The organism is Bradyrhizobium sp. HKCCYLRH2047 (genome assembly GCF_051168175.1).
Taxonomy (GTDB): Bacteria; Pseudomonadota; Alphaproteobacteria; order Rhizobiales; family Xanthobacteraceae; genus Bradyrhizobium.
The window spans coordinates 22168-43346 of record NZ_JBNPUM010000014.1 but is presented as its reverse complement, the minus strand read 5'-3'; the positions used below and the strand labels follow the sequence as shown (position 1 = coordinate 43346).

Annotated in this window: 18 protein-coding genes; 10 read left to right on the top strand and 8 right to left on the bottom strand. The window is 65.9% G+C overall.

Going from position 1 to position 21179, the window contains the following annotated elements; translation table 11 throughout:
- The first annotated feature begins 92 nt into the window (after positions 1 to 92).
- Positions 93 to 806, top strand: coding sequence for a hypothetical protein (locus ACQR1D_RS27185; protein WP_434839258.1), 714 nt, complete (start codon positions 93 to 95; stop codon positions 804 to 806).
- Here the strand turns inward: ACQR1D_RS27185 and ACQR1D_RS27180 are convergent.
- The gene (locus tag ACQR1D_RS27180) at positions 795 to 1610 is read right to left on the bottom strand and encodes a tetratricopeptide repeat protein (RefSeq protein ID WP_434839104.1); all 816 of its coding nucleotides are present in this window, start codon (positions 1608 to 1610) and stop codon (positions 795 to 797) included. The two genes, ACQR1D_RS27185 and ACQR1D_RS27180, sit on opposite strands and share 12 nt — an antisense overlap.
- Before the next feature lie 380 nt (positions 1611 to 1990).
- Between ACQR1D_RS27180 and exbB the strand changes: the two genes are divergently transcribed.
- The 3 genes from exbB to ACQR1D_RS27165 are packed head-to-tail and all read left to right on the top strand — an operon-like array spanning position 1991 to position 4137.
- Positions 1991 to 2767: a tonB-system energizer ExbB gene (exbB, locus tag ACQR1D_RS27175; RefSeq protein ID WP_434839103.1), complete on the top strand. Its 777-nt coding sequence runs from the start codon at positions 1991 to 1993 to the stop codon at positions 2765 to 2767.
- A gap of 3 nt (positions 2768 to 2770) precedes the next feature.
- Positions 2771 to 3196: a TonB system transport protein ExbD gene (gene exbD / locus ACQR1D_RS27170; RefSeq protein ID WP_315802739.1), complete on the top strand. Its 426-nt coding sequence runs from the start codon at positions 2771 to 2773 to the stop codon at positions 3194 to 3196.
- Positions 3193 to 4137 (top strand): TonB family protein, encoded by a 945-nt coding sequence (locus tag ACQR1D_RS27165; RefSeq protein ID WP_434839102.1) that lies wholly within the window; start codon positions 3193 to 3195, stop codon positions 4135 to 4137. Before exbD ends, ACQR1D_RS27165 begins: the two co-directional genes overlap by 4 nt.
- Positions 4138 to 4180: 43 nt before the next feature.
- Here ACQR1D_RS27165 and ACQR1D_RS27160 read toward each other — a convergent pair whose 3' ends face one another.
- A complete protein-coding gene (locus tag ACQR1D_RS27160) occupies positions 4181 to 4522 on the bottom strand; it encodes a hypothetical protein (RefSeq protein ID WP_315717331.1) in 342 nt (113 codons plus the stop codon).
- A gap of 48 nt (positions 4523 to 4570) precedes the next feature.
- Positions 4571 to 5413 carry a hypothetical protein gene (locus ACQR1D_RS27155; RefSeq protein WP_316217355.1) on the bottom strand — a complete coding sequence of 281 codons (843 nt, stop codon included), beginning with the start codon at positions 5411 to 5413 and terminating at the stop codon, positions 4571 to 4573.
- 369 nt (positions 5414 to 5782) lie between these two features.
- Here ACQR1D_RS27155 and ACQR1D_RS27150 point away from each other — a divergent pair, with 369 nt between their 5' ends.
- Together ACQR1D_RS27150 and ACQR1D_RS27145 are read left to right on the top strand one after the other, a co-directional pair.
- Entirely contained in the window at positions 5783 to 6151 is a 369-nt protein-coding gene (locus tag ACQR1D_RS27150) for a hypothetical protein (protein WP_434839101.1), read from the top strand.
- Between the two features lie 219 nt (positions 6152 to 6370).
- Positions 6371 to 6727, top strand: coding sequence for an EF-hand domain-containing protein (locus ACQR1D_RS27145; protein WP_315802873.1), 357 nt, complete (start codon positions 6371 to 6373; stop codon positions 6725 to 6727).
- A 79-nt stretch (positions 6728 to 6806) separates the two neighbouring features.
- Here ACQR1D_RS27145 and ACQR1D_RS27140 read toward each other — a convergent pair whose 3' ends face one another.
- Positions 6807 to 7439 (bottom strand): response regulator transcription factor, encoded by a 633-nt coding sequence (locus tag ACQR1D_RS27140; RefSeq protein WP_434839100.1) that lies wholly within the window; start codon positions 7437 to 7439, stop codon positions 6807 to 6809.
- Between the two features lie 310 nt (positions 7440 to 7749).
- Between ACQR1D_RS27140 and ACQR1D_RS27135 the strand changes: the two genes are divergently transcribed.
- From ACQR1D_RS27135 to ACQR1D_RS27125, 3 genes are all read left to right on the top strand, one after another.
- On the top strand, positions 7750 to 10125 hold the full coding sequence (locus tag ACQR1D_RS27135; RefSeq protein ID WP_434839099.1) for a TonB-dependent receptor: 2376 nt from the start codon (positions 7750 to 7752) through the stop codon (positions 10123 to 10125).
- 446 nt (positions 10126 to 10571) lie between these two features.
- Complete coding sequence (locus ACQR1D_RS27130) at positions 10572 to 13604, top strand: autotransporter domain-containing protein (RefSeq protein ID WP_434894190.1); 3033 nt, start codon at positions 10572 to 10574, stop codon at positions 13602 to 13604.
- Between the two features lie 546 nt (positions 13605 to 14150).
- Positions 14151 to 14519 (top strand): hypothetical protein, encoded by a 369-nt coding sequence (locus ACQR1D_RS27125; RefSeq protein WP_409997934.1) that lies wholly within the window; start codon positions 14151 to 14153, stop codon positions 14517 to 14519.
- A 172-nt stretch (positions 14520 to 14691) separates the two neighbouring features.
- Here the strand turns inward: ACQR1D_RS27125 and ACQR1D_RS27120 are convergent, their stop codons facing one another.
- Together ACQR1D_RS27120 and ACQR1D_RS27115 are read right to left on the bottom strand one after the other, a co-directional pair.
- Positions 14692 to 15789: an alkene reductase gene (locus tag ACQR1D_RS27120; protein ID WP_434839096.1), complete on the bottom strand. Its 1098-nt coding sequence runs from the start codon at positions 15787 to 15789 to the stop codon at positions 14692 to 14694.
- 168 nt (positions 15790 to 15957) lie between these two features.
- Positions 15958 to 16461, bottom strand: coding sequence for a DUF1993 domain-containing protein (locus ACQR1D_RS27115; protein WP_316178084.1), 504 nt, complete (start codon positions 16459 to 16461; stop codon positions 15958 to 15960).
- A gap of 433 nt (positions 16462 to 16894) precedes the next feature.
- Between ACQR1D_RS27115 and ACQR1D_RS27110 the strand changes: the two genes are divergently transcribed.
- Complete coding sequence (locus tag ACQR1D_RS27110) at positions 16895 to 17677, top strand: sulfite exporter TauE/SafE family protein (protein ID WP_434839095.1); 783 nt, start codon at positions 16895 to 16897, stop codon at positions 17675 to 17677.
- A 177-nt stretch (positions 17678 to 17854) separates the two neighbouring features.
- On the opposite strand, the gene ACQR1D_RS27105 is transcribed toward ACQR1D_RS27110, so the two are convergent.
- Entirely contained in the window at positions 17855 to 19090 is a 1236-nt protein-coding gene (locus tag ACQR1D_RS27105; RefSeq protein ID WP_434891014.1) for a lytic murein transglycosylase, read from the bottom strand.
- Positions 19091 to 19335: 245 nt separating this feature from the next.
- Entirely contained in the window at positions 19336 to 20976 is a 1641-nt protein-coding gene (pgm, locus tag ACQR1D_RS27100) for a phosphoglucomutase (alpha-D-glucose-1,6-bisphosphate-dependent) (protein ID WP_434894191.1), read from the bottom strand.
- Between the last annotated feature and the right edge of the window lie 203 nt (positions 20977 to 21179).

The following is a 21179-nucleotide window of genomic DNA, read 5'->3' as shown; positions in this document are numbered from 1 at the left end:
CTTCTTCTTTTTCGTTGACTTGTTCGGTCGTGCGAGTTCGGATCTGGATGCCAGTGGCCCGGATGAGACCGGGTCGAGCTCTGGAATTTGCGATGCGCATGATCTTTCGCTGCGACCCCGTCCTTGCGGATCACCTGCTGCGACCGGTGCCGGCCCGAACCATGCTGCCGGAATGGTTGCGCCAGATGCCGGCCTCGGCGCATTCGGAGCTTCACGGGCGCGACATCCGCACGGTCAAGCAGTGTCCCCCCTTTGTCGACGCGATGGCCTATGGCGTGACGATTCTGCTGCCCTGCGACGTCAGGGTCGAGCGCGGCGCATTCGCCTGGGAATGGGACATTCCGGCGCCGGCGACCAAGGGACATCCGCGTGCGCCGTTGAGCTTTCATGTCGCGGCCCAATTGGCCGGTGCGCCGTTTGCGTCGGACAAGCAGGCGGCCATCAAGTTCAATTCCTTCTGGACGATCGAGTGCGAAGCCGGGTGGTCGCTGTTCGCGACGCATCCGATCAACCGCGAGGACCTGCCGTTCCGGACCCTGTCGGGCCTGGTCGATGCGGATCGCTTCCACGACGGCGGCATCAATTTTCCGGCGCTCTGGCTCGATCCAGATTTCACCGGCATCCTGGCCAGGGGAACGCCGGTGGCGCAATGCTTTGCAGTATTGCGCGAGCCGCCGCAGCTCGTGTTCGAGCCGCTCGACGATGCTCAGCGGGATAGGTATGCCGGGACGGTCGCCGAGGTGCTCGCGACACCAAACGTGTACCGCAAGAAATTTCGCGCACGCCGCGGCCGCCTAACCAGCTGAGTTCAGGGCGCGCTTCAACGCGGCAGGGTCGATCCAAAGTCGGCCATGCGGAGCCGAGGTGAGCGCCATGGCGATGGCACCGAACATCTGTGGGCGAAGCCGATAGGCACAAGCATAGGCCCGCATTGCCGCGTCGGGGTCGCCGCTCTCCTGCAGGACGATGCCGAGATTGAGCGCCGCTTCGGCGTGATCCGGCCTTATCGCCAGTACGCGGCGATAGGCTGCGGCAGCTCCCGCGAGATCCGCAACATCCTGTCGCACGAGGCCGAGATCGAACCAGACCGAGGCCGGCGCGGCCGGGTTGGCTGCGCGTTCGAGAACGGTCCGTGCCGTATCGAAGTCGCCGTTCTCCCAGGAAAGACGTCCGAGCCGCGCTAGCGCTTCGTCGTGCTCCGGTATGACCTTGAGAATCGCCAGCCAAGCTGCCCGCGCCTGGGCTGCCATTCCTGCCTGATCGAGAATGCGCGCTTTTTCGATGAAGACCTCGCGGCGGGGTGACAGCGCGATGGCGCGGTCGACATGGGCGAGCGCGCGCTCGAAATCCTTCCCCACCCGCGCGATGCGCGCCGCAAGCAGCCGAGCTGCGGCATGGTCCGGCCGGCGGGCCAGACTGGCCTCGATGCGCAACCGTGCTGCGGCGTTGTCCTCGACCGCGAACAGCACTGCGGCAAGCAGATGGCTCAACATCGGTTCGTCTGGACTTTGCTTCAAGCCCGTTTCGCACAGCCGTTGCGCCTCTGCCGCGCGCCCTGCGTTGAAGGCGGCCGTGGCGCGGCGTGCGATCTCTTCGGTGGTCTCGCTCATATTCACGATCATATACGGTCGGGCCGGACAACTGAACTCGGGTGCCGCCTCCGGACTCATCGTCCGCGGTGATGCGAGCGGTGCCCTCGCCGGCTCGAGCTGCGCGAACTTGAGGCCGATGCGCACCACCGTAGCGCAGCAACCGCTCGCGCCCGTTCCATCCGGGAATTCTTCCCATCGGCCTGGGGACATATTCCATGAGGCAAGTGTCTTGAAGCTGCCGAGAACAGGCGGCACTCTCGGCTTGCGAACAGTGCAGCCGTTCCATTGCAGCTCTGCCCGGGTATCAAAACCAAGAGCCCTCCGGGGAGAACGGTGGACGGCACGGGGCTCCGCGGCTGCATCGAGGACCCCCAAGGTCCCTTACAGGGAGTACGGCCATGGATCAGGCGCACATCGCCAATATCGCGAGCACGCTGCCGGAGGCGTTGTCGCCCTGGACCATGTTCATGCAGGCCGACATCGTCGTGAAGTCGGTGATGATCGGCTTGGCGTTGGCCTCGGTGGCAACCTGGACGGTGCTGGTCGTCAAGACCATTCAGCTCCGCTCGGCGCTGCGCACGGCCCGCGGCGCGCTCGGCATCACCATGGCGGCCCGCTCCTTGGCCGATGCGACAGGACGCATTTCGGCCGATGAGGGTGTGGTCGGCCGACTTCTCGCCCTGGCCGACGACGAGATCGACAAGTCGCGCGGCCTGCCTGCCGACGGCATCAAGGAGCGTGTCTCCTGGCAGTTCGAGCGGATCGAGGCGGCGGCGGTGGCGCGCATCGGCCGCGGCATCGGCATTCTCGCCACCGTCGGCGCCGTCGGCCCGTTCGTCGGCCTGTTCGGCACGGTCTGGGGCATCATGAACAGCTTCATCGGCATCTCGCATGCGCATACGACCAACCTCGCGGTGGTGGCGCCGGGCATCGCGGAAGCGCTGCTCGCGACCGCCTTCGGCCTCGCCGCCGCGATTCCCGCGGTCGTGATCTACAACCTGTTCGCGCGCGCCACCGGCGGCTATCGCGCCGTCATCGCCGATGCATCGGTGGCGGTGATGCGGCTGCTCAGCCGCGATCTCGACCGGCAGCATGCGGGGCCCGCCGAGGCGCGGCGCAGCACCATCCGCGCGGTCGAGGCGCCGATGCTGTCGATCGCCAATCCGGCGGAGTGAGCCATGGCCGTCAAGCTCGCCCGGCGCACCGACGAGTTCGAGGAGACGCACGACATCAACGTGACGCCGTTCATCGACGTCATGCTGGTGCTCCTGATCATCTTCATGGTCGCCGCGCCGCTCGCCACGGTCGACGTCCCGGTCAACCTGCCGGCGATCTCGGCCGAGCCGCAGCCGCGCGCGGAGACGCCGGTCTTCGTCACCTTCAAGGCCGACCGCTCGCTCGCCGTCGGCGACCAGAGCGTGGCGCAGGCCGACATCGCCGCCTCGCTCGATGCCGCCACCAAGTCCGATCATGAGCAGCGCGTGCTGCTGCGCGCCGATCAGACGCTGCCCTATGGCGAGGTGATGGCGCTGATGAACACGTTGCGCCGCGCCGGCTATACCAAGGTCGCACTCGTCGCACTGGAAGACCGGGGCGCGCAGTGAGCGTCCTGACGCTCGATCCGTTCGAACACGAGCAGCGCCGTGAGCGGACGCTGTGGACCATCGCTGCGCTGGTGGTGGCCGCGCTGCATGTCGGGCTCGCCGTCGGCTATCTGCTGCTGCGCCCCGCGCCGCAGGGGCGTGCCCAGGCGCCGGCCTTCGACGTCGTGTTCACCCCGGCGGTGGTGAGCGAGCCGGCGCCGACGGCGCAGGATGCGCCGGCGTCCGAGCCGCCGCCGGCGGAGCCGCCGAAGGAAGAGCAGGTGAAGGACGAGCCGGTCGCGCGTGAGGCCGTCGCTGAGCCTGTCCCGCCGGCTCCCTCCGAGCCGGAGCCGCAGGTCGTGGCCCAGCCTGACCTAGAGCCGGATGTCATTCCCTCGCCGGAGCCCGCGCCGCAGGTCGCCCTCGCGCCCGAGCCGCCGCGTGCGGACGATGTCGTTCTGCCGCCGCCGCCACCACCAAAACCGATCGAGGCGAAGCCGCCGGAGCCGAAGCCCGTTCCCGTGCCCGAGCGTGTCGAGCGCAAGCCGGTCGAGAAGAAGGAAACGAAGAAGGCCGAGAGGAAGTCCGCGCCGCCGAAGCCGGCTGCGGCGCCGGCGGCCCGGCCTTCACGTGTCGCGTCGGCGCCCAATCCCGGCGAGGACAGCGTCGGGGCGCGCGAGGGCCAGGCCAGTTGGAACGCCGAGGTGGTGGCGCAGATCCGCCGCGCCGCGGCCTATCCCTCCGACGGCAATGGCGCGAGCGGCACCGTCATGCTGAACGTCGTGATCGATCGTAACGGACGGCTGCTGTCGCGGCGGCTCGCCGGCAGCTCGGGCTCACCGGCGCTGGACCGCGCGGCGATGGGCATCATCGAGCGCGCCGCGCCGTTTCCGCGTTTTCCGCCGGCGATGGCTCAGGCGCAGGTCTCGCGCACGGTGCCGCTGCATCTGAGGCCGCGCTGAACGCGGCGCCATCCAGGGCGATACCGGTGCCGCCGCGTGCCGCTTATTTGCTGCACTCGGTCAGATCCGTATCGCGCACGACGAACTGCGCGCCTTCCTTGAGCTCGATGTTCTTGGCGACGCAGGTGCGGCCGCCCTTTTCGGACAGCTTGATGTCGTAGCGGCCGGACTTCACGCCGACCAAGGTCATGCGCTCGTTGTGGTCGACCTCGCCCTCGTCGTCGTTCTTGCACTGGTCGGCGCCCCAGGTCTTGGTGCCCGCGGCCGCCAGGTACATCTTCACGATGGTCTGGCCGGTGCGATTGAGAAAGCGCGGGCCGTCCTCGGCGGACGCGGCGGAGCCGGCCAGCATGAGAAGCGCGCAGGCGGTGACGAGGCGACGCATGACGAGTGTCCTTTTCTTATGATTGGTCACGGGATGAAGGCGCGCGGATCAGAAATCCTTGCCGATGCTGGTCTTGACGGCGAGGCCACGCGAGGCGTTGGTCAGGCCGTAGCCGAGGCCGAAGCTGAGCTCGAAGCCCTTGAAGCGGGTGTCGGCGACTGCGTAGAGCGTCTGCATCTGCTGATTCCAGGGCAGGATGTAGCCGAACGGTCCGAGATTGGAGAAATGCTCGATGCCGACGGTCCAGCGGTCGCTGAGGCGCTTGACGAAGCGCACCGACGGCTCGAACGCCGAGCCGGCGCCGTCGATGCCGAAGGTCATGTTGGCGTTGAAGATGAGCTGATAGTCGTTGGGCAGGTTGACGCCGATGATCGGCGTGAACATCTGCGCCACCCGCGGCGTGGCCTCCTGCACGAAGCGCGGCGCGCCGGGCTGGCCGGCGCCGGCCTTGTTGGCGACCCACAGATCGGGCGTCAGGCCGCCCTGCGGCGCCAGGATGGTGCGTGACACCAGGCCGAGGAAGACGGTGCGCTCGAGCCGGTCGCCCTGGATGAAGGTCTGGCGAATGGTGACGCCGCCGGACTGGAATGAATAGCCGGGCACGCCGTTGTCCATCACGTTGCCCAGCGCCATCGGCACATTGGTGCGGGCAAAGGCGTAGGGCGAGGTCAACGCGATCTCGTACCATTCGGTCGGCGAGTAGCCGATCTCGGTCTCGCCGGTGACCGCACGCTGCGGCACGCGGCGTCCGCCGTTCTGTTGCGGATTGAAAGTCGTCAGATAGCCGAAGCGCTGCTCGACCTGGAAATGTCCGGGCGAGGCGGGGTCATTGCCCTGGATCTCCTCGGCCGCTGCGCCGAACGGCGCGAGCACGAGAGCACCGGCAGCCATGTACAATCGCGATCGTCTTTTTGCACTCCTGGCGATGCCGTTCGGCTGCATGTCCCCGCGCTCCCTTCAACTGATGAGCTAGCGAGTCGGCGGGGCGAAAACATGCGGGCCTGTCGGCTGAAAGATGACGCGATCGGGAAACGATCAGTCGTTGAATGCCGCATTTGCTCCGGCCTTTCCTGTTTCGGTGAGGAATAGGGATGTTTTGGCAAGTCGAACGGGACATTTTGACCGAGACAATATGGCGGCCATTTCGCGAGTGAATCTCAACACGGTGATGAATGTGGCGTGTTGCAAACACATTGAGGTCATAGAGCGAGGAAAACATCGGTTGCAGCATGCATTGCTGATCGCCGGATCAGCCAGAGAATGGACACGCCCGTGCTTCGCACACCCGGTCATCGTCGCCGCTCGTCCACTCAGCTGATGCGGCTGGGGCTGATCGTCGCGCTCCTCCTGCCCACGCTGCTGCTGGACGGACGCGCCTTCGCGGAGGAGACGCTGCGGGACCAATTGGAAGCCTGGTGGAGTCAAACCCACGCCGGCAAGAGAAGTCAGGTTGGGCAAGCCCAACACGCATTGTCGGGGAGCGATGCCAAAACCGCAAGGCATGTCGCCAAGCGCAGACGCCACGTCGCCAACGCCCGGGCCGAGGCGGAGGGAGGCACCTTCGACCACGATAGCGGTCCGCGTCGCGACCGTCCGGGGAGATATTTCCTGCACGGACCGAGGTTCTAGTCCCGACGCTCTTGCGGGAATTTCCCGGGCGTCGCGTTCTTGCACTTGCGAAATGACAGGGCCTCCCATACGTCAAAGCGATGTGTGGCGCGTTGCCGATGAAACCAGCGACGCTCGCATACGTTGTTTTCGTGCCCTTCATCGCCGCGCCTCGGACGGCGGAGACAAAGGATCAATTCGATGAATTGGAAACTGATGATGACGGCCGCTGCCGTCGGCATGGCCGCGATCGTCGGCACGTCGACGATGGCTGTCAGTGCACCGGCCCCTTCCAAGCTGCTGACCGCGATCGACCCCGACAAGGACGGCACCGCCGACATGAGCGAGGTCCGCACGGCCGCCGGCGCGCTGTTCGATCGTCTCGATCGCGACCATGACGGCACGCTCGACGCCAAGGAGCTGCGCGGCCGCGTTTCGGCCAAGGATCTCAAGGCCGCGGATCCGGACAATGACGGCACGCTGACCAAGGACGAGTATCTCGCGCTGGTGGAAGGCCGCTTCAAGGCGGCCGATCCTGACAACGACGGCACGCTCGATTCGAAAGAGCTGAAGTCGGTCGCCAAGCTGCTGAAGTGAGGCGCCGTCCGTATCGGACGCGACCAGGACATGGACTCACGGGGCCTGCGACGGGAGACTGTCGCAGGCCCCTCGCGTTTCAGCTCGGGCGGGACATTTCCACTGCGAGACGAACCAGGTCGGGCAGGCTGCGGGCCCCGAGCTTCTGCCGCAGCCGGTAGGTCAGGTTGATGACGGTCTTGTAGCTGATGCCGAGATGGTCGGCGATCGCCTGATAGGATTTCGCCTCGGCCAGCAGCGCCAGCGCCTGGCGCTCGCGCGGGGTCAGCGCAGGGGCAGCCATGCCGTCGGGGTCGGCGCGGAGCAGGGCGATGCGGGTGGCGAGCTGCGGATCGAGATAGGTGCCGCCGGCGCGCACCTGCTCCAACGCCCTGGGCAGCTCGTGCGGCGGCGCGTCCTTCAGCAGATAGCCGCTGGCGCCGGCGTCGATCGCCGAGCGGACGATGCGCGGATCGGCATGCATGCTGAAGACCAGGATCCGGGCGCGGGGATCGTGCGACCGCATGCGTTCGATCAGACGGATGCCGCCGAGCTCCTGCCCGTGCAGACGCAGATCGACGATCGCGACGTCCGGCCGGTCACGGACATAGGCGTCGTACCCGCTGTCGGCATCGTGTGCCTCGGACAGCGAGCGGATCCCGGCTTCGTTCAGCAGCCAGCGGCAGGCCGTGATCACGACCGGGTGGTCGTCGACGAGAAGAACGCGATACATCCGACGTCGTCTTGCCCCTATGGCGCCGACGGCGCCGATGCTTCCCTCTACCAATGAGCTCCCTTGCAAACCAGGATCGGGTGCAACAGTGCGGCCGAGTCTGGGAGAGAGCCCGGCGAATTGATCTCCACTTTCCGGATCCGGGAAGATTGTCCCTAGGGGCCGAAGAATATTGCCCGTTGCGACGAACTGGACGGCTGTTTACGAATGTTAAGGTTCGTAAACGGGTAAATCGACCAGTTCTGGTGCGGGTGGGGCTCAGGGGCGTGGGCTGTTGCCGGAACCGGTCGACAAGAAACTGGGGGACGTCTTGACCAGACTGCCGGCGCTGAAGAGCGCGCTTCTCGCGACGTGTGCGTTGCTGCCTACGGCTGCGTTCGCGCAGCAAACCCTGCAGACCATCGAGGTGGTCGGCGTCTCGCCCGTTCAGGGCAGCGAGATTGCGAAGGACAAGATTCCATCCAATGTCGAAACCATCGGAGCGCGGGAGCTCGACCACAGCCGCGCGCCGACGCTGCTCGACGGCATCCTGCAATCGGTGCCCGGCGTCTCGCTCAGCGACCAGACCGGCAACGCGTTTCAGCGCGACCTGAACTACCGCGGCCAGACCGCCTCGCCGGTGCTCGGGACGCCGCAGGGCATCGCCGTCTACCAGAACGGCACCCGCATCAACGAGGCCTTCGGCGACGTCGTCAACTGGGACCTGATCCCGGAAATGGCGATCGCGCGCATGACGCTGATGCCGAACAACCCGCTGTTCGGCCTCAACGCCACCGGCGGCGCGCTCTCGATCGAGATGAAGAACGGCTTCAACTACCAGGGCGGCGAAGCGCAGCTGTTCGGCGGCTCGTTCGGCCGGATCCAGTCGGGCGCGCAATACGGCTGGAACAATGGCACCTATTCGACATACATTGCCGCGGAAGGCGCCTATGACCGCGGCTGGCGCGACTATTCGTCGGCCTCGCAGATCCGGCGCATGTATGCCGATTTCGGCGCGCGCGGCGACAACACCGAATTCCACCTCTCCTTCACCGGCGCCGACAACAAGCTCGGCTCGGTCGCGGCGACGCCGATCGAGATGCTGAACCAGCGCTGGTCGAGCGTCTACACCTGGCCGCAGTCGCTGCGCCTGCAGATGCAGATGGTGCAGGCGAGCCTGAAGTGGGCGCCCACCGACACGCTGTCGGTCCAGGCCAACGGCTACTACCGCAACTACAAGTCCTCGCGTGTTGACGGCAACGGCACCGAGGTCGAGGACGGGGGTGGCGTGTTCGTCCTTCAGGACGCCGCAGGCACCCCGTGGGACATCAACCGCAACGGTCCGATTGCCAACACGCTCGCCGCCGACACGGCGCTGGGCCAGATCGACCGCAACACCGTCAAGACCGACAGCTACGGCGGCTCGCTGCAGGCGACCTCGACCACGCAGCTCTTCGGCCATGACAACCATTTCGTCGTCGGCGCCAGCGTCGACCACGGCAACACCAACTTCCAGGCGACCTCCGAGCTCGGCACCATCGACAACAACCTGTTCGTCACCGGCCTCGGCGTTTATATCGACCAGCCCAATGCGGGCCTCGCCCCGGTCAACCTGAATGCCAAGAACACCTATCTCGGCGTCTACGCGACCAACACCTTCGACATCACCTCGCAGCTCGCCTTGACGGCCGGCGGCCGCTTCAACTGGGCCCAGATCAACTTGCGCGACCAGACCGGATTCGCGCCGCTGTTGAACAGCAACAACAACTTTCAGCGTTTCAACCCGGTGGTCGGCCTGACCTACAAGATCACGCCTGATATGACCGCCTACGCGGGCTACTCCGAAGCCAACCGCGCCCCGACCCCGCTCGAGCTCGGTTGCTCCGATCCTGCCAATCCCTGCCTGATCGACAACTTCCTGATCGCCGATCCGCCGCTCAAGCAGGTGGTGTCGCGCACCGTCGAAGGCGGCCTGCGCGGTGAGATCTCCGGCGGCCGCTCGGCCTACGCCGCCGATCCGCCGGCCTACCGCAAGGCGCCGATCAAGTCGGTGGCGGTCGATGATGGCTGGCGGCTGCGCTGGGGGCTCAGCCTGTTCCGGACCGAGAATTCCGACGACATCCTGCAAGTGGTCGATCCGCTCAACCCGGTGCGCGGCTACTTCAAGAACGCCGGCACCACCCTGCGCCAGGGTGTCGAGGCCAAGGTGGACCTGACCTGGAACCGCTGGACCGCCTACGCCAACTACACCTTCATCGACGCCACATTCCGCAGCGCCTTCGACGTCAACGATCCGTTCCTCCGGGTGCCGGTCGGCGTCGTCTCAGGCAACCACATTCCCGGCATTCCGGCGCATCGCCTGAAGCTCGGCGCCGAATATGCCGTGACCGACGCCTGGAAGGTAGGCGCCAGCGTCAACTATGTCGGCAGCCAGTACCTGTTGCACGACGAAACCAACGTCTATCCGAAGGTTCCGGCCTACTGGGTCGTGAACGTCAACACGTCCTATCAGGTGACCAAGAACGTCGAGGTGTTCGGCCTGATCCAGAACCTGTTCAACCAGCGCTACTACTCGGCGGGCACCGTGTTCGACCCTGCCGGCTTCAACACCGCCGGCGGCGGAACGGCGTTCGCGTTGAACGATCCCCGCAGCATGGTGCCGGGAATGCCGCTCGCGGCCTATGCCGGCATCCGGGCGAAGTTCTGAGCCTCAGCCACGGACGACCAGCGACGCATAGGCGCATCCGCGCCGCGCCACGGCAGCCCCCACCGTGGCAAGAAGGCCGGGAGAAATCCCGGCCTTTTCATTTGCTGGTCGGGGTCTTGCAGGTGCCGGAACCGCGAGCGCGGAGTTCATCTCTGCGATGTCCTTCGCGGTGGAGCGGTCTGCCGTCCTCGTCGTCAAGTTTCAGACCTGGCGGGAGAGCGGTGCTTCAAGCGAAGCCGCTTATGATGATTAATCGAATTACTATGGGACTAATTCCGCTGTTAGCTGGACAATGTCCCGTGCGTTCATAGAAAAGTTCGCCTTGCTGGTTCCTGCCAACGTTTCGATGCAATCGGTCATCAACAAGAAGCCGTGTATTGCGTAACGTGGGGCGTCAGGTGAAATCAAAAAGCAAAAAGCGCAGCGAGGCGGCTGCCGCTAGTTTCGTGTTGTTGTCGACATGGATGGTCGTCGGCGAGGCAAGGGCCGAGTGCACGACGCCGGGTGTCACGGTCACCTGCAGCGGGAGCATCTCCTCCGCGATCACCGTGTACGACGCCGCTGCGGCAACAGCGACGCCCTCGAGCGGCAGCAATTCTTATACGCCGGCGAACCCGGTCTTTCCAGCGACCGGCTACAATCCCAACCCTCCCACGACGATCGTCACGCTGGACTCCACGGCCGTTCGCAATCTCACTACGAACACCCAGACCGGCCTGGCCGATCGCGGCATGATCGCGGCCAATTTCTCCAATGCCGAGGATCCGGCGGTCAACAACGTCATCATCAACAATGCCGGCTGGCTGAGCCTCACCACCAGCCAGCTCAGCGCCGGCCGGCTTCACGTCGTCGTCGCCGACAGCCAGGTCAACAAGTTCACCGTCAACAACACCGGGACGCTCGCCGTCACCCAGAATGTCTTCGGCGCGTTCGATGCGAGCAAGCTGAGCGTTTCGATCGGCGCTACGGCGACAGGCCGGTACAACGGCACCAACCTCGCGGTCATCTCGGCGCTCTATTCCGACGACAACACCAACAGCTTCGTGGTGAACAACCGCGCCGGCGGTACGATCTCGGCGACCGGCAACTATGCCGCTGCCTATTACGGCCGGGCCGACACCTCGATCACCAACTCCGGCACCATCGCCAACACGAGCTGGACGGCGGCGAGCCGCTTCTACGACGGTCACTGGGCGATCGCAGCGTTCGCCGGCGCCGAGTTCGATACCATCCCCGGCAGCAATCCGGATTCGCCGCTCTACAAGTTCGACTCCAGCGGCAACGTGACGGTGACGGAGACCAAGGCGCTGACGCTGACCAACAATGCCAGCGGCGTGATCAAGGGCGACATCCTGGCGCTCGATACCAATCCGCTGACCACCGCCGCCGGTCTCGCCGCAGGATCGACCTTCCCGCTGACTGGCAGCGGTTCGAACTCTGGCCCGCGCGACAGCGTCATCGCCAATGCCGGCCTGATCCAGGGTAACCTCTATCTCGGCTCGGGCGAGCATGACATCACCAACAGCGGCACGATCTCGGGATCGATCTCGGTCGACCAGAGCGCCTCGCGCGGCTCCTTTGCCAAGGCGACCGCGGGTACCGTCGCCGGCACCTATAGCAGTTCCGGCTCGGGCATGGATGCCAACGGCAACGCCTGTCCGACGGCCGGCACCAACACCACGGACCCGCTCTGCGCCGCCAGCAACAACCAGGCGGCGACGTTCTTCGGCGCCCGCACATTCAATCTGGTCAACACGGGCACGCTCGGCGGAGACATCACCATCAACGACGAGGATGGCGCCACGAATGCCATCCTGCTCAAGGGCACCGGCTTCAGCGGCAACGTCGTCGCGCAGAACGGCCTCGGCAGCAATTCGCTGACGCTCGACGGCGTGACAAGCCTCGCCAGCATCGTCAATTTCGGCATGCTGGACCTGATGAAGTCGCAGGTCACCGTGAGCGGCGGGGCCGGCGTGCAGCTCGTCGATGGCGCCGTGCTGCGGACCACGATCTTCGGATCTGGCGGCACCGCGGCGGCGCCGTCGACCAGGATCGGCAACATCACGGGCGCGGTGACCTTTGCGGGCGCGGGCACGGTCGCGCCGACGCTTCAGGGCATCGTGCGCCATGGCGATGTCTACCGCGTCGCGACGGTGGTGTCGGCGACGCCGCTCGACGTCGATTTCTCCGGCGCGCTGGTCGGTTTCACGGCCGATACGTCCACCGGGGCTCTGCTGCTGAATGCATCCGTGCGGTCGCCCGCGACCATCGCCGGCATCTCGCCCTCCAGCCTCGCCGCGCTGAACGGATTGCTTGGCTACAGCGGCAGCAACGCGCAGGTGCAGGCGCTCGGCGGCGCGGTGCAGAGCCTCGGCACCGACAGGGAGGTGCGCAGCGCCGGCGATCAGTTGCGTCCGTTCGTGAACGGCGCCCAGGTCCAGGTGCCGCTCAGCACCGCATCGCTGTTCCAGAACCAGATCGACAACCGGCTGACGGCCGCGGCCGCATCGCCCAATTCGCGCGTCGCCTCGGCGTTCGCCGACGACACCGATCCGCTCACCTCGATGCTGATGGCCTTCAATGCGACCAAGGCCCGTCCGACGGTGAAGGCAGCGCTGGCTCCGGCCATCGCGCCCGAACCGGAACGCACCGTCTGGGGCAGCCTGATCGGCACCAATGCGTCGCAGCGCGACGTGGCCGGTGTTGCCGGCTACAGCGGCAATACCGGGGGGCTCGTTGCCGGCATCGATCAGCGGATCGATGGTGCCTTCCGCGTCGGTGCCGCGTTCGGCTATGCCACCAGCGCGATGGACGATCGGACCGCCGCCGGCGATGCGGTCGGGATGCAGCACTATCAGGGCACGGTGTACGGTGCCTATGTCCAGCCGTCCTGGTACGTCAACGGCTCCGCCGGCGTCGCGCTGGTCGACTACACCACCACGCGCCGCATCAACTTCGCGGGCTTCACCGATACCGCCTCCGGCAGCCACAAGGGGTGGCTGACGCTGCTCCGCGGTGAATTCGGTCTGCCCGTGAAGGTGGATCAGGCCGTGCTGACGCCGTTTGCCGGCGTGACCTATGCCCGCCTCGATCAGCAGGCCTACACCGAGACCAGCACCGCAGGTGCTGCGCTCGCGATCGCCAAGCAGACCACCAATTCGGTGCGCTCGAACCTCGGCCTCCGCGCCTCGGTTCCGTTGCTGGTGACCTCGACCTACGGCTTCGGCCTGGAGACGCTGGCGGCATGGCGGCACGAGTTCGGCAACACCGCGCAGAACGTGACCGCAAGCTTCGCCGGCGGCGGCGCGACCTTCTTCGCCGTCGGACCGTCGCCCGAACGCAACCTGGCCGAGCTGGGCGCCGCGCTCAAGCTGGTGGCATTCGGCGAGCGTCAGTCGATCTCGCTGGGCTACAACGCCGTGGTCGGCAGCCAGTATCTCGAGCAGTCGGCGGTGCTGAAGGTGCGGGCGGAGTTCTGAAGAGTCCGCCTTTGGCAGAGCCTGCGAAGCACGACGTCGAAGAGGCCGGGAGCAATCCCGGCCTTTTTGTCGCTGCATCGTCGCAGCGCGCGGCGCGACGCGTCTCCGCTGCCGTGGGGTGAACAAAGGCGCGCGCGACACTGCATGCCGCGAGCTGAACTCCATCGCGCACCGTGCCCACCATTCCCTCCGGTTGCGCGGGTGCACGGTGGGCACGCGACGCCTGCGGGGCGGCCGCTTTGCCCACCCTACGCAGCCTGCATGAATCGTCGAGGGGCCTGCTCACGCCGGGTCTCGGGCAATTATCCCGCTGGCCTCGTGAGCGGGATCGTTGCCTGCTCTTGGAATTTACGAAGCATCGCGATTAGTTGCTGCTGGCCTCCGTCAACTACGAACTTCCGCCACAGAAGCCGACCAGCTATTGCGCATCGTATCGAGCAGCGAGGTGTGCACATGAGTCGTAGATCTTCAAGCCTTGTATCGATCGTCTCATTATTGGTGGATGCCGTTCGCCGGCCCCACGTCCGCCGTTGGGTACGAGCGACAATCTCGGTCGCGACTCTCGCCGGCGGTATAGGTGCGCATTCTCTGCTGCTTGGCGATGCGACGGCGCGCGATCTCGACGGGCGTTATGCCAATTCTCCGCTCAAGGGCTGGTTCGAGAGTTTGCGTTCGGGCAGGGGGCCGTGCTGCTCGGATGCGGATGGCACCGCGCTCTCGGACACGGATTGGGACACGAAGGATGGCCGCTATCGTGTCCGCATTGAAGGCCAATGGTGGGTCGTTCCGGAAGAGGCCGTGGTGACTGAGCCCAATCGCGCCGGCCGGACGATGGTATGGCCCGTGTATTATCGCGAGCTGAATACGGGCCTGCGCATCGATGTGCGCTGCTTCCTGCCGGGCAGCATGATGTAGGTGGGGATGTGCTGGATCGCAGGGCTGTAGGGTAGGCAAAGGCGCGCAAGCGACATGCTGCGTCAGACGCGGTCTCTTGCGCGCCGTGCCCACCATTCCCTCCGCTTGCGCGGATGCACGGTGGGCACGCGCCGCCTGGCGGCAGCGCTTTGCCCACCCTACGAGATGATGATTACTCCGCCGCTTGCGCCGCTTTCAGCGTCGGATAGTCGGTGTAGCCCTTTTCGCCGCCGCCATAGAGGGTGGCGCGGTCGAGCTCGTTGAGAGCTGCGCCCGTCTTGAGCCGCTCGACCAAGTCGGGATTGGCGATGAACGGCCGACCGAAGGCGATCAGGTCGGCCGCGTTGGCATCGAGCTGCTTGTTCGCGAGCGCGAGGTCATAGCCGTTGTTGGCGATGTAGGCGCCCTTGAAGCGCTTGCGCAGCGAGGCGTAGTCGAACGGTGCAACGTCGCGCGGGCCGCCCGTCGCCCCCTCGATCACGTGGATGTAGACCAGATTCAGTGCCGCGAGCTGGTCGACGATGTAGTCGAACAGCGCCTGCGGATTGGAATCCGAGATGTCGTTGGCCGGCGTCACCGGCGACAGACGGATGCCGGTCTTGTCGGCGCCGATCGCCTCCGAGACGGCCTTGGCGACCTCGAGCATCAGCTTTGCGCGGTTCTCGATCGAGCCGCCATAGGCGTCGGTGCGCTTGTTGGCGCCGTCCTTGGCGAACTGGTCGAGCAGATAGCCGTTGGCGCCGTGGATCTCGACGCCGTCGAAGCCGGCCTCGACGGCATTCAATGCGGCCTGCTTGAATGCCGCGACGATGCCGGGAATTTCGCCGAGCTCGAGCGCGCGCGGCGCTGAGACGTCGGTGAAGGCGCCGCCGACGAAGGTCTTGGTCTTGGCGGCAACGGCCGACGGCGCGACCGGTGCGCCGCCGTTCGGCTGCAATGAGACATGGGAGATGCGGCCGACATGCCAGAGCTGGATGAAGATGCGGCCGCCCTTGGCGTGCACCGCGTCGGTCACCTTGCGCCAGCCGGCGATCTGCGCCTTGGAATAGATGCCGGGCGTGTCCTGATAGCCCTGACCCTGCTGCGAGACCTGGCTCGCCTCGGAGATCAGGAGGCCGGCCGAGGCGCGCTGGGCGTAGTACTCGGCCGTCAGCGGACCAGCGGCGAGGCCTTCAACGGCGCGGTTGCGCGTCAGCGGCGCCATCACGACGCGGTTGGCAAGGGTGATCGGACCGAGCTTGTACGACTCGAACAGTTTGGATGCACTCATCGAGGTTTTTCCAGAAGAGGGGGAGGGGAGGAGGGGATTCAGGTCAGTTGTGCATTGCCGCGAACAGCGCAATGCCGGGAGGTATCCGTCCGGCGCAGACGAGCCGCGCGATGGAGCGGCCGCGACTGGCCGTCCGCTGGACAGCCTGTCGCAGTACACGAAAGGGGATCAGGCCACGCCCAGGAAGTCCCGCTTGCCGATGTCGACGCCGTTGTGGCGGAGAATGCCGTGAGCGATCGCAGCGTGGAAATAGAAGTTGGGAAACGAGACGCGGTTAACGAAGTCCTGCCCCTTCAGGGTCAGGGTGGTGTTGGGCCCGCTCGGAAAGGTCACGTCGCGGCTATCGGCCCCGTCGAACTGCGCCGGCGTGAACGCCTTGAGGTAATCGACGGTCTTGGCGAGCCGCTGGCGGAGCTCGGCGAATGTCGTCTCGGTGTCGGGCGTGCTGGGGATCTCGCTGTGGGACAGCCGCGCGCACCCCTTGGCGGCGAAGTCGCAGGCGAGCTGGATCTGCTTGGAGAGCGGCAGCATGTCCGGATACAGGCGTGCGCCGAGCAGCACCTCGGGGGCGATCTTCCTGGCTTCGCAATGGGCCTCGGCCTTGCTGAGCAGGCCGGACAGGCTGCCGAGGATCTGGAGGTAGGCCGGGACGGTCGAATCGTAGAAGGACATGTGATGCTCTCTCTTGGCAGGAGACGTCGCGACGAAAGCGCGCGCCCTCGGAGATGGGGCGGCGTTCAAGAGAATGCAACTGCATCTTTCTCGCATTTTGGGGCCGCCGCGCGCTTCACCTTGGCGGCCTGCGAGAGCTCCGCTCTGTCGACCACTCGCATGGAAGGGGTGATATCCGCGAGAACGGGGGGCGCGGGCATGCGAACGAGCCGCCGACCGTTCGGAATGGACGGCCGCATGTCCGACGGAGAGACCTCATTGACCAACTCATGGCAACGGACTTTGGGGGCCACTGTGTTTGCCAACACCTCGGACTTGGCTTAGTATCCGTAAGCCCCACGCCCTGCCGTAAGCAGGTGTGAAGCTCCCCGCCACGACGGAACATGGGCAAGTGATGCTTGGCGCATTCTGGCGCCCTTTCGGTCGTGTTCCCATGAGAAGCAATCCCGCCGCTTTCGGCAGCGGTGCAGCCATTGGCACCCTAGGCGGCCTTATCGGCCTCGGCGGTGCCGAGTTTCGTCTGCCGCTGCTCATCAGCGCGTTCAAGTTTCGCGGTCTCGAAGCTGTGATTTTGAATAAGGCGACCAGCCTCGTCGTGGTGGCGACCGCACTGCCGTTCCGGGCTCGCTCCGTACCGTTCGCCGCGATTGGTGCGCATTGGCCGATCATCCTCAACTTGCTGGCTGGCAGCCTCATCGGCGCATATGTCGGGGCATCTTGGGCCACACGCCTCAAGTCCGAAACGCTCTACAAAATCATTGCCGTTCTGTTGGTCGTGATTGCTGGCGTGCTGCTGTTCGCGCACGATGCCACAACGGCCACCATGCCGCCGCTGACCGGTGCATACTTGATTATCGCGGGCGCGGTCGCGGGCTTCGCCATTGGTGTTGTCGCGTCGTTGCTTGGCGTTGCCGGGGGAGAGTTTCTAATCCCCACGCTGATCCTGTTGTTCGGTGCCGACGTGAAGCTGGCGGGCAGCCTTTCGCTTGCGGTAAGCCTTCCGACGATGGTGGTGGGTTTCGCGCGCTACAGCCGCGACCAAAGCTTTTCAGCACTGCGCGCCAATTGGCCGTTCATGCTCGCTATGTCCGCGGGATCAATGCTTGGCACGTTCATCGGCGCCTTCCTTCTTGGCTCTGTGCCGAGCGCAATTCTCCTGCCGGGACTTGCCGCGATTTTGGTGATCTCAGCGGTAAAGGTCTGGCGGCACGAGTAAGACCGTGCTTGCGGCTACCATGTCTCTTGTTGGCCCAAGGCAGCCGCCTGGCATCCCGGCCTTGGGAGTCCACTGTCCGGACTAGCTAGGGCCGACATGACGGACGACAGGTCGTGATCCGGAGCGATCATTTGGCTCTTGGGCGACGCCCGACGTCGCGCGCCGATGTGGGTTCACCTAGCGCGTTGCTGTTGCCGAAGCTGGTGCGGCCTGCGCGCGCGGCGCGCCGCGCATGCGTACGAGCAGCTCCGCCGTTGGCCAGGAATCCGCCGGCAGCCCGAGCCGCAGCTGCATCGTCTTGACCGCCGTCCGGCTCTGCTGTCCCAGCACGCCGTCGACCTTGCCGACGTCGAAGCCGGCCTTCACCAGGAGTTGCTGCAGCTCCTTGATCTCGTTGAACGGCAGTTGCGCCACGGGACCGGCTGGCTTGCGCATCGGCGCTGCGCCCGCGATGCGGGTGGCGAGATAGGCCGCCGTGGTCGAATAGATCAGCGAGTTGTTCCACTCGGTGTAGGCGGCGAAATTGGCGTAGGCCAGGAACGCCGGGCCGTTGCGGCCCATCGGCAGCAGCACCGAGCCTTCGAGCGCATCGTTCGGCAGCGGCCGGCCATCGGCATAGGTCACGCCGAGGGCGGTCCATTTGCTGCGCGGCGCCTTGACGGTGAGGTCGGCCTGCTCCCAGGGAAACGTCTGCGGCACGCGGATCTCCTCCAGCCACGGCTCGCCGCGGCGCCATTTCAGTCCGGTCGCGATGTAGTTGGCGGTCGAGCCGATCACGTCGGGCGCGCTGCGCAGGAGATCGCGGCGGCCGTCGCCGTCATAGTCGACGGCATAGGTGACGTAGTGGGTCGGCAGGAACTGGGTCTGGCCGAGCTCGCCAGCCCAGGAGCCGATCATCTCTGACGGCGTGAGATCGCCGCGGTCGATGACCTTCAATGCGGCGATGGTCTCGTTCTGGAAGCGCTCGCTGCGGCGGCAGTTATAGGCCAGCGACACCAGTGACGGCAGCACCGGCAAATTGCCCATGTTGGCGCCGAAATCGCTCTCCAGACCCCAGAACGCGGCGATGACCGCCGGGGGCACGCCATACTCCTTCTCGGCGCGCGCGAACGCTGCCGCGTGCGCCTTGATGTGCTGCTGGCCGTTCTGCATCCGGTAGGGCGCGGCCATCCGGCCGGCGAACTCGGTGAACAGTTGGCCGAACACGCGCTGGCCGCGGTCGCGATTGACGATGCCCTGGTTGTAGGTGAGGTAGGGCGAGGCGGCCGCGATCGCGCGCTGAGACACGCCTTCGGCAATGGCACGCTGCTTCAGCTCGGCGAGAAACCGGTCGAAGCTCTGGCCGTTATGGCAGGCCGCGGCGCGCATCGATGGCGCCGGCTTGGGCCGCGGCGCCGCAGCCTCCGGCGCCATTTGCGCGGTGGCGCTGACAACCAGCATGAACGAGGTTGCGAGCGCGCTGAAGGTGACGCGCAAGGCAGTCGAAGAGCTTCGCATCCGGTCTCACCGATGGCTGTCTAATTCCTTGTCCATCCATCGATATCCGATACGGAGGGAAAGGAAAAGGCGAGGGGGAAGCGAATGGTGGAAAGGGGCGAATGGCGAATAGGGAGTAGCGAATAGGGGATGAGGAAGCCCCCATTCGCTACTCGCCCTCTTCACCCAACCTTCGCCAGCGCCGCCTGGGCCTCGCTCTGGATCCGCTTGAGATGCTCGGCGTCGCGAAAACTCTCGGCATAGAGCTTGTTGACGTCCTCGGTGCCGGAGGGGCGCGCCGCGAACCAGCCGTAGTCGGTCTCGACCTTGATGCCGCCGAACGACTGGCCGTTGCCCGGAGCCTTGGTATGCACCATGCGGACGGGATCGCCGGCGAGCTCCTTCAGGTTCAGCATTTCCGGCGTCAGCGCCTTCAGCGCCGCCTTTGCCGGCGGGCTCGCCGGCACGTCGATGCGCTCATAGACCGGCGCGCCGAGCTCTGCCGTCAGCTCCTTGTAGAGCTCGCTCGGATCGCGGCCGCGCCTGGCCATGATCTCGGCGGCGAGCAGCCCGAGGATCAGGCCGTCCTTGTCGGTGGTCCACACCGTGCCGTCGCGCTTCAGGAACGAAGCGCCCGCGCTCTCCTCGCCGGCGAAGCCGAAGCTTCCGGAGCCGAGCCCTTCGACGAACCATTTGAAGCCGACCGGCGTCTCCACCAGCTTGCGGCCGAGCTTCTGCGCGACGCGATCGATCAGCGAGCTCGACACGATGGTCTTGCCGATGGCGGCGTCGCTGCGCCAGTCGGGCCGGTGCGCGAACAGATAGGAGATCGCGGTCGCCAGATAGTGGTTGGGATTCATCAGCCCGCCCGAGCGGGTGACGATGCCATGGCGGTCGGCGTCGGTGTCGTTGGCAAACGCGACGTCGAAGCGCTCGCGCATGCCGATCAGGCTCGCCATCGCATAGGGCGAGGAGCAGTCCATGCGGATCTTGCCGTCCCAGTCCGCGGTCATGAAGCGGAAGGTGGGATCGACGAGCTCGTTCACGATGGTGGCGTCGAGGCCGTAGCGCTCGATGATCGGCGCCCAATAGGCGATCGCCGCGCCGCCGAGCGGATCGATGCCGATCTTGATGCCGGCGGACTTGACGGCTTCGAGATCGACGGTGTTGGCGAGATCGGCGACATAGGGCGTGATGTAGTCGTGGGTGTGCACCGAGCCGCGCTGCTTGGCCTGGCTGTAGCTGATGCGCGATACGCCATCGAGGTCGTTGGCCAGATACACGTTGGCCTGCCGCTCGATCTCGGCCGTCGCGTCGGTGTCGGCGGGGCCGCCATGCGGCGGATTGTATTTGTAGCCGCCATCCTCCGGCGGATTGTGCGACGGCGTGATGACGACGCCGTCAGCGAGATGCGCCGTGCGGCCCTTGTTGTAGGAAATGATGGCGTGCGAGATCACCGGGGTCGGCGTGTAGCCGCCGTCCTTGTCGACCATCACCTCGACGCCATTGGCGCCGAACACTTCGAGCGCGCTGGCAAGCGCCGGTTCGGCCAGCGCGTGGGTGTCGATGCCCACGAAGAGGGGGCCGTCGAGGCCCTGCTGGCGGCGGTAGTCGCAGAGCGCCTGGCTGGTGGCGAGAATGTGGTTCTCGTTGAAGCTGGTCTTGAACGACGAGCCGCGATGCCCCGACGTGCCGAACGCGACGCGCTGGGTCGGCTCGTGCGGGTCGGGCTTCAGCGCATAATAGGCCGTGATCAGCCGCGGAATGTTGGCGAGCGCGGCATTGGCGATCGGCTTGCCGGCTGCGGGGTCTGTCTTGGCCATGGAGCATCCTTCGCAAGTTCGAGAAACATCTGCGGCGGCGCTTCGTTCCGCCGATGCGGGCGCAGGGAACGCGGCGCGTCGCGACGAGCCTGCCGCAACATGGCGGCGTGCGGCGATCCGATCAACGGAATTCGTGCCTGCCCCCCGCGGCGGCGTGAAGCCTGTTTGATATCCGCTGGGGGGAATGCCGGAGACTCGCGGTC